Source organism: Paenibacillus sp. VTT E-133280, from assembly GCF_002264385.1.
GTDB classification, from domain to species: Bacteria; Bacillota; Bacilli; order Paenibacillales; family Paenibacillaceae; genus Paenibacillus_AQ; species Paenibacillus_AQ nitricinens.
On the sequence record NZ_NFUX01000124.1, the window covers coordinates 1 to 8976 of the forward strand.

An 8976-nucleotide genomic window follows, 5' to 3' on the forward strand; every position below is an offset into this window, starting at 1 on the left:
TATAAAAAACGGCTTCGGTAAATCAAGCCAAAAATTTTGTTCGTTACTCATAAGTTCTCCTTCTTTTGCAACATTTTGCCCATCATACATAGTATCATTTCTTTTCGTTTAATGCACAGAATTATAGGAGGACCTTTATCTTTTTTCTATAATCGCTCGGGGTTATACCAGTACTATTCTTAAATAAGCGATAAAAATATGAACTACTAGTAAATCCAGTTTTTTCGGCGATATCAACAATGGTGTATTCAGAGGTCTTCAGCAGCTCTTTAGCTTTATCCAACCGCAGTTCGTTAATTTTATCTGATAGTGCGTTTGTTGTTAACAGCTTATATAGCCGGCTCAAATAAATTGGAGACATCGAGAGCTCGTCTGCAATTGAATTTATGCATAGGTTGGAATTACTATAATCTCGCTCAATAATATGATGTACATTTTTAATGAGTTCCTCTTGCTTTGTATTTCGTTTCTCTTCGAGCTTTTGACTTATTTCTTCAAATATCTTGAAATATGGAGCATTGATTTCTTCCATGGTTTCAACATGATTGGGTAGTAAAAAAGTTGTATCGAATTCGGGTAATGTTAAAATTGCGTTGTTCTTTTTTAATGTTCGCAAGACGTTATTAACTGTAAGTGCTAAATGCGATATGACAAGTTGAACAACAGTAAATGAATATTCTGATATTTCTCCTACGATATCGATATAGATGCTACGTGCTTTCTCCACATTTCCTGACATTAAGGATTCGATGAACTGTTTTTCTTTGTGAACTGGAAACATATATTCTTTGGTTTTTAAGTTCATAATGTCAACCGAAAAGAGGATGCTGCCGTATCCTTTGAATAATCGATGATAAGAAGCTTCAAGTACTTGCTTGTAGACTAAAATGCATTGCTCTATGGATTCCTTCACAGGACTAAAGGTAATTGTGATGGATAATTTTAAATGTTTGGTGATTGACAGCTGCATAAGCTCTGCTATTTCAATCAGCGAATCCCGTTCTGTTATATAAAGCGGATCATGAAAGTTTAGCAAAAGTAAAAGACTATCATCCCCCATATCAATGGCTTCGACTTGAAAGATCGGTGATGAAATTTCTGTACAAATGTTCATTATGGCATATTTGAGCAATTTTATATCTTCTTTGTATTTCTCGAGGACTGTGGGGAATTGATCGATCCTTATCAAAACAATCAGTGATTTATTATTAACCATAAGCTCTGAATTGAAGTAATGTAATTTCTGTTGCAATACCTCAGCATTATTCGTTTCTCTACCTAAAACTGTATTTCTAAGGAAATCCTGCTTGAGAATATGCTGATGATTACGTCTTTCTGTTTCTAGGGTTTTGAACTTGCGTATGACTTTGTCAATCGGGCGATAAACACTATGGGATAGCGTTAACGATACCAATAATCCTAAGAGAAGAATGCCAATACAGATAAAGAGTATTCGATATCTCATTTCATTTATTTCTTGAGTGATATTGCTATAAGGGGTAATTCGAACATATTTCCAACCTAATGAATCCGGTGAAGTAAATGTTATTAAAGATTTAACTCCATCTACAGTGTCTAGAAAATAAGTCGATTCTGAAGTGTCCTGAATAATTTTTTGTATATAGGTTTTATCGGATAGATCAGTTAGCATCGCTTGCTTGTCATTATTGGAAAATAATATTCCATCCTGATTAATGATAAACGTGTTATGCTCTGATATCTCTTTCTCCGATGGATTCATTCGCAGGCCTAACCATGATGCCGAGATATTGACAACAACAGCTGCGTTTAAATCGTTATTATCATCAATAACGCTATAACACAAGTAAGTGTAGCTTGATACTGGAGTGGACTCAGTCAAACCGATGTTATAGGTTCTAGGAATCGGTTGAAAGGGACGATGTTCTTTGAAATTCTTAAAAAGGTCTAGAATTCCATCATCATCAAGTTCGTTCTTCGGTTGAATTCCGCTTCGTGAATTATTGGAACTAATATAGAACTGATTAGATTTCGCATTATATACATAAATGGATTCAATGAATGGTAAAGATGCGCGATAGTTATCAAGCTGTTGCTGTGCAAAAATGACATCATAAATATTTAAGTCCGGATAATACAACAATTTAGATACCGCGGAATCATAGTAAATCTGGGAGGACAGTGAGGTAACAGTCTCTGTCATAACAGATAATTCTGTTTTAATCTGATTCAGACTATTAGAATCGGAACGATAAACTTGTTTAAGTGCGATGGTTGTGAAGTCCATATAAAGAATAGTTGTAGTTATCAAAAGGGTAATAACAACACATCCAATAGAGCCAAGCAGTATGCGGCTGTAAACTTTTTTATGCTCTTTAGACCACTGTTTTACCATTTGTTGAAACCCCTTTCATTGTGGTCTGAGTATAATTCATCAGTCTGGAGCTTTCAATCAAATTTATAAATCAGCAGCCTAAATTAGGCTAAATGTAGTGAATATTCACAAAAGTACAGAAAGTTCATACTCCACAGGTACTGAGATTACAGCGATCTGTGTCATTGTTCAGTATATTATCGAATCGGCTTCTTCTATGATCTGGAGGAAAGATTCAGAGGAATTCCATTTCAGAAGGAGGTCAGTCATGTTTAAGAAGAAAGGATTTTTATATGAATTAAATAAGAATAAGATCATGTTTTTGATGATAGCACCGACACTGCTTTTTTTCTTAATTAATTCTTATGCTCCAATGGTCGGCATCTATTATGCATTCACAAGTTATGATTTTGCAGGTGGTTTATTTGGAAGTCCGTTTGTAGGATTAGATAATTTTAAATTTCTAACGCAATCTGGAATTCTGTTGAAATTGACAATAAATACGCTTGGATACAACGTGGTGTTTATCATTTTAGGTAACGTGATATCTATAGGGGCAGCCATCCTATTAAGTGAAGTACGAGGGAAGTTATTTAAAAAACTATCACAATCCATTATGTTTCTACCCTATTTTGTTTCGTTTGTTCTGGTCAGTGTTTTAGCGTTCAACATGTTTAATGCTGATTCCGGTTTTGTTAATCAGTTATTAATATCGTTAGGACTTGATCCAGTAGACATATACAACACACCATGGCTCTGGCCATTTCTGATTACAGCATTTTATATATGGAAAAACTTGGGTTATTCTATGGTCATTTATCTTGCATCCATCATGGGAATTAGCGATGAGTATTACGAAGCTGCCAAAATTGATGGCGCAAATATTGTTCAGCGAATCTGGTTTATTACCATACCAATGCTGAAGTCAACATTTATTATTCTACTCTTATTTGCTCTTGGAAGTATTATGAAAGGTCAATTCGATTTGTTCTATCAGCTTGTCGGGAACAATGGAGTGCTCTTCGACGTTACGGACATTGTCGATACTTACGTTTATCGGTCTTTGAAAGTTAATTTTGATATTGGTATGGCAACTGCTGCTGGTTTGTATCAGTCTATCTTCGGATTTGTAATGATTATGACAGCGAATTATATCATCAAGAAAATAAATGATGATTATGCATTGTTCTAACATAGGGAGGAGGAATTCAATTGGATGAGAACATTCTAAGTTCTAGGGTTTTCCGCATGGTGGCTTACCTGATCATTACGTTTTTTTCTTTGCTCTGTCTGTTTCCGTTTCTTCTGATTATATCTGGCTCATTGACAGCCAATGAATCCATTATTCGCGATGGTTTTCACTTGATTCCTAAAGTGTTCTCACTGGAGGGCTATGAGATGGTGTTTATCTTCCCAACTCAGCTAATCAAGGCTTATGGTGTTACGATTTTTGTAACCGTGGTTGGAACGCTGTTGGGATTATTCCTCATTACGATGGCAGGTTATGTTCTGCAGAGGAAAGATTTCAAGTACCGCAATCCATTGTCCTTCTTCATTTATTTCACAACGCTGTTTGGAGGGGGACTTGTACCCTGGTATATCATGCTGACTACATACTTTGGGTTAGCAGATACCTATGCCGTACTGATATTACCGGGTCTTATGACACCTTTTCTCATTATATTAATGAAAAACTTTATCAAAGCTGCAGTTCCGGAAGAATTATTCGAATCAGCCAAAATCGATGGTGCAAACGACTTTAGGATCTACTACAGTGTCGTTCTGAAGCTTGCTATGCCTGGCATAGCGACTGTCGGTCTGTTCCTTGCTCTGACGTACTGGAATGACTGGTTCATGTCTTCCTTGTTCATTAATGACGTTAGCATGTATCAGCTTCAATACTACTTGTATAACACGATAAATACCATGATGTTCGTTTCTCAAATGGCCACTGGAACTGGGGTATCCCTAGGACATGACATTCCAACAGAGTCGACCAAGATGGCAATGGCAATTGTCGTTACAGGACCAATTATTTTCTTATATCCGTTCGTGCAGCGATATTTTGTGAAGGGATTAACGATTGGTGCGGTGAAGGGTTAGTACCGAAAGCAAACGAAAGAAGCTTGGATGCGATCGGCTGACATAGATCATTCAATTAAGGGGAGGGTTAGTATGAGAAAAGGAAATAAATTGTTAACAATCGGCACTTCTTTATTATTAACTGCAAGTTTGTTTGCTGGCTGCAGTAGTAACAGCACGAATACTAAGGAGGCATCGTCAGAACCAACAAAGAATTCGAATTCAAATACCAGTACCTCAGCACCAGAAACATCAGAAGTGACTGGAATCGACACATCCAAGAAAGTGGAGCTTCAGTTCTATATGCTGGGCGATGCTCCAAAGGATTTAAAGATCATTGAAGATGAAGTTAACAAAATGGCATTAGAAGAGTTGAATGCAACCGTCAAATTTAACTTCACAACTTGGACTGACTGGGACCAGAAGTATAAGCTTCTATTGTCCTCAGGGCAGCCGATTGACCTGATCTTTACAGCAGAATGGACAAATTACCAGTCATATGCGATGAAAGGGGCTTTCCTTCCGCTAGATGATCTCCTACCGAAGGCAGCACCTAAGCTACAAGCATATGTACCACAGGATTTCTGGGAAGCAGTCAAGGTTAACAAGAAAATTTACACCGTTCCAGCGATCTGGAAAGAATATGTAAATGATGGTATTGCCTATCGGGAAGATTTACGTAAAAAGTATAATTTGCCAAAGCCGGAATCACTCGAAACTTTAGAGCAGTATTTGGAGGGCATACGCAAGAATGAACCTGATATGCTGCCTCTGGCGGATACTGAGGTCAGTCATACAGATTCCGTCCGTCAAATGACAACTAAAACTGTGAATACCAACGATAAGGTTCCATATGGACTTAACATCATGTATGACACTCCAAGAGACGTAACCAGCTATTGGGGCTCTCCACAGCATTTGGAAGATTTAAAAATGTTCAGAAGTTGGCAAGAAAAAGGGTTCTTTATGAAGAATATGCTGAACATTAAAGATAGTGGTACTGATATATTTGCCGCCGGTAAAGCCGCAGCAATATTGGGAGGTGAGAATCCTAACCGCTTTGGTGATGCTGTTGTCAAAGTGAAATCACTGCACCCGGATTGGGAGCTAGGCTATACCCCATATCCAAATATGAAAGGATTCTCTTCACCCGTTCATCCGATTCATAATGGCTTTGCAATTCCACGCAGCAGCAAAAATCCAGAGAGAGCTCTTGCTTTCTATGAGAAATTGGTCACGGATAAACGCTACAATGTGTTGACGCAATACGGTATTGAAGGCAAAAATTTTGAGATTGAGGATGGAGCATATTACAAAATGATTGGTGATGCCCAATCAAACGGCTTCACAAGAGAAGGGATGAATGGATGGGCGTGGAGAAATCCGGAGTTCATGTTATTTGATAAGAGCTATCAAGCAGTACTGGACATGTTCGATGAAATGGATAAGATAGCTAAACCCAATATTTTTCAAGGCTTCGGAGAGGATTGGACGTCTTATCAAGCAGAGAAGGCAGCCCTTCTACAAGTTGAAAAGCAATACTTATATCCTTTGAATGACGGTATGGTTAAGGATGTTGAAGGTGGCCTGAAGTTGTTTATGGAAAAGGCTAAAAAAGCGGGTCTCGATAAAATTCAAGCGGAATACACGAAGCAATGGATAAAGTATTTGAATGATTCGAACATTCAGTAAAATAGGCTAGAGTTACTCAGAGAGAACAACAGGACGATAATTCTGTTGTTCTCTACTATAAGGGTGGAATATTTATGAAGGTTCTTTTTCATGGAACGGCTGCATTTGAAGGAATTCCCTCGCTATTCTGTCATTGCGAGACTTGCAAGTATGCCAAAGTACGTGGTGGAAAAAATATTCGTACACGCACTTCGGTCTTGATTGATGAAATACTTAAGATTGATTTTCCGGCGGACACCTTACATCATTCCATTCGTGATTCTGTAGATATGGATAAGGTTCGCGATTTATTGTTTACACATTCACATTCCGATCATTTGTATCCTGAAGATTTACTGATTCGTGCGCTTGGTTATGCTCAATTTAATAAAGAGGAAGAACTTCATCTATACGGTCATGATTTGCCTATTAAGCACTGTAGTCAATTGCTTGCTACGGAAAGGCATCGCTTCCAATTTCACAACTTGAAGCCCTTTGAAACCGTAGAAACACAAACAGCTACGATTACGCCATTGCTTGCCAATCATGATTCTAAAGAAACTTGTTTATTGTATTACATAGAAAAGGATGAAAAAGTCATTTTCTATGGTCACGACAGCGGTTGGTTTCCCAAACAGACTTGGGACTGGTTGAAAGGAAAAAAACTGGATCTTGCTATTCTAGAATGTACGACTGGGAATGCCCCAAATTGTGAAGTTCACATGAATGTTGAGGATACTCTAAAAACACGGGAATGGTTAATCGAGAATTTTGTTATGAAAGCAGAAGGGCGAATCGTAGTCACTCATTTCTCTCATAATGCTCATCTGTTGCATGAAGATTTGGTTCATATTTTTGAGCCGAATGGGATTACAGTAGCATTTGATGGGATGCAACTGGACATATGAGTTAGCGCATAAGTGAAATGAGGATATTTCTATGATTTCAATGGCAGTCTTTTTAGTTTTATTTTCAGGTATTACACATGCGGTATGGAACCTATTTACAAAGAGAAGTCTGAATAAATACGTATTTCTCTGGTCGATTCATATTGTTAGTACACTTGCTCTATTACCTTATTTTATTATTGAGCTGCTCCAAGTTGAGCTTCAAGCGGAGACACTTGGCTATATGGCGATATCTGCTTTATTTCAAGGGTCGTACTTCATTTTCCTCTCTAAATCGTATTCCTATGGTGATTTATCGCAGACCTATCCAATCATGCGAGGTACTGGTGTCATGCTAGTGACCTTGTTAAGTGTTGTGTTATTCGGGGATTCCTTAACTCTAGTAGGCTGGATAGGCTTTTGTTGTATCATAGTAGGGCTCTTTATTATTAGTGGAATCGTTAATCGTCATGCAAATCAAGGAAAAACGACTCATTCTATATCCATTCTTTATGCAATTGTAGTAGGGATGTGTGTTGCGGGCTATACATTAATGGACAAACTAATTGTCCAGCAATTATCTCCACTATCAACGCTTGAATTATCCAATATTAATTATGTAATCGTCGCTTTCTTCATGGTTATAAGAGCCGGTCGTGCACAAATTATAAGGGAATGGCAACAAAACTGGAAAATGATCTTGATTGGTTGTATTTGCTCGCCAGCTTCTTATTTTATGTTTCTGATGGCAATGAAGCTTGCTCCATTAGCTTCAATTGCGCCAATACGAGAAATTGGAACTGTTGTAGGTACGATTCTTGGCATACTTGTACTAAAAGAGAAGCAAGGAGTGCGAAGAATTATCATGTCGGCTATGATTACCTGTGGGATCATCTCCATTGCCATATGGGGATAAGTTGATTTTACTAGAATTGAGGACTACGTTCTGACCGTATAGGGTAAAATTGAAAGGCCTCTCGTAGGAATACGAGAGGCCTTTCATTCTGTTAAGCATTAGATAGTTTTATACTGTCTAATTGACGGGGCAATTCACAGTTTAATATGCCTCATTCTAATTCTTGTTCTAAAACAGTTTTTACTAAACGACGTACTTCATCTGTTGATCTTGTATCCATTAATTGGTTTCTTAATTCGCTTGCGCCTCTAAATCCACGAACATAGATTTTGAAAAAGCGAAGAAGTGGTTTAAATGAACGTGGCTCGAGTTCATTTGAATATTTATCGTGAAGATCCAATTGTAATAGAAGTAAATTGAGAAAATCCTTTGGACTATGTTCTTTAGGTTCTTTTTCAAAAGCAAATGGATTGGTGAAGATGCCGCGGCCAATCATGACACCATCAACGCCGTATTGTTCAACTAGCTTTAATCCTGTTGCGCGGTCCGGGATATCTCCATTTATAGTTAATAACGTATTTGGAGCAATTTCATCGCGTAATTTTTTTATTTCAGGGATTAGCTCCCAGTGTGCATTTACTTTACTCATTTCTTCTTTTGTACGAAGGTGAATGGAAAGATTCGCAATATCTTGCTTCAATATATGTGTTAACCAATCCCGCCACTCATCAATCTCAGAGTAACCCAATCTTGTTTTTACACTAACCGGCAATCCACCGGCTTTTGCTGCTTGAATAATTTCTGCTGCAACCTCAGGATGTAGTATTAATCCAGCACCTTTTCCATTGGATGCGACGTTTTGTGCGGGGCAACCCATGTTTAAATCGATACCGCGAAAACCAAGTTTTTTCATATCAATACTCATCTGTTCAAAAAATACAGGTTTATCACCCCAAATATGAGCGACAATCGGTTGCTCATCTTCTGTGAACGTTAATCGACCACGAACACTGTCTTTTCCTACAGGGTGACAATAGCTTTCTGTATTAGTGAATTCTGTGAAAAACACGTCGGGTTTGGCAGCTTCACTAATGACGTGACGAAATACAACATCTGTGACATCTTCC

The 8976-nt window shown here is 37.8% G+C and carries 7 protein-coding genes; 5 read left to right on the forward strand and 2 right to left on the reverse strand.

Annotation, left to right across the window (positions count from 1 at the left end; genetic code table 11):
* Positions 1-121: 121 nt before the first annotated feature.
* Positions 122-2374 (reverse strand): AraC family transcriptional regulator, encoded by a 2253-nt coding sequence (locus CA600_RS29840; protein WP_094874715.1) that lies wholly within the window; start codon positions 2372-2374, stop codon positions 122-124.
* Between the two features lie 247 nt (positions 2375-2621).
* Here CA600_RS29840 and CA600_RS29845 point away from each other — a divergent pair, with 247 nt between their 5' ends.
* The 5 genes from CA600_RS29845 (at position 2622) to CA600_RS29865 (ending at position 7909) form a co-directional block, all read left to right on the forward strand.
* A complete protein-coding gene (locus CA600_RS29845; RefSeq protein WP_094874716.1) occupies positions 2622-3545 on the forward strand; it encodes an ABC transporter permease in 924 nt (307 codons plus the stop codon).
* A gap of 56 nt (positions 3546-3601) precedes the next feature.
* Positions 3602-4456: a carbohydrate ABC transporter permease gene (locus CA600_RS29850; protein ID WP_373455910.1), complete on the forward strand. Its 855-nt coding sequence runs from the start codon at positions 3602-3604 to the stop codon at positions 4454-4456.
* A gap of 72 nt (positions 4457-4528) precedes the next feature.
* Positions 4529-6127, forward strand: coding sequence for an extracellular solute-binding protein (locus CA600_RS29855; protein WP_094874718.1), 1599 nt, complete (start codon positions 4529-4531; stop codon positions 6125-6127).
* A 74-nt stretch (positions 6128-6201) separates the two neighbouring features.
* Positions 6202-7014: an MBL fold metallo-hydrolase gene (locus CA600_RS29860; protein ID WP_094874719.1), complete on the forward strand. Its 813-nt coding sequence runs from the start codon at positions 6202-6204 to the stop codon at positions 7012-7014.
* A gap of 31 nt (positions 7015-7045) precedes the next feature.
* Entirely contained in the window at positions 7046-7909 is an 864-nt protein-coding gene (locus CA600_RS29865) for a DMT family transporter (RefSeq protein WP_094874720.1), read from the forward strand.
* A gap of 151 nt (positions 7910-8060) precedes the next feature.
* Here CA600_RS29865 and CA600_RS29870 read toward each other — a convergent pair.
* The coding region (locus CA600_RS29870; protein WP_094874721.1) for a tRNA dihydrouridine synthase at positions 8061-8976 on the reverse strand (916 nt) is incomplete at its 5' end.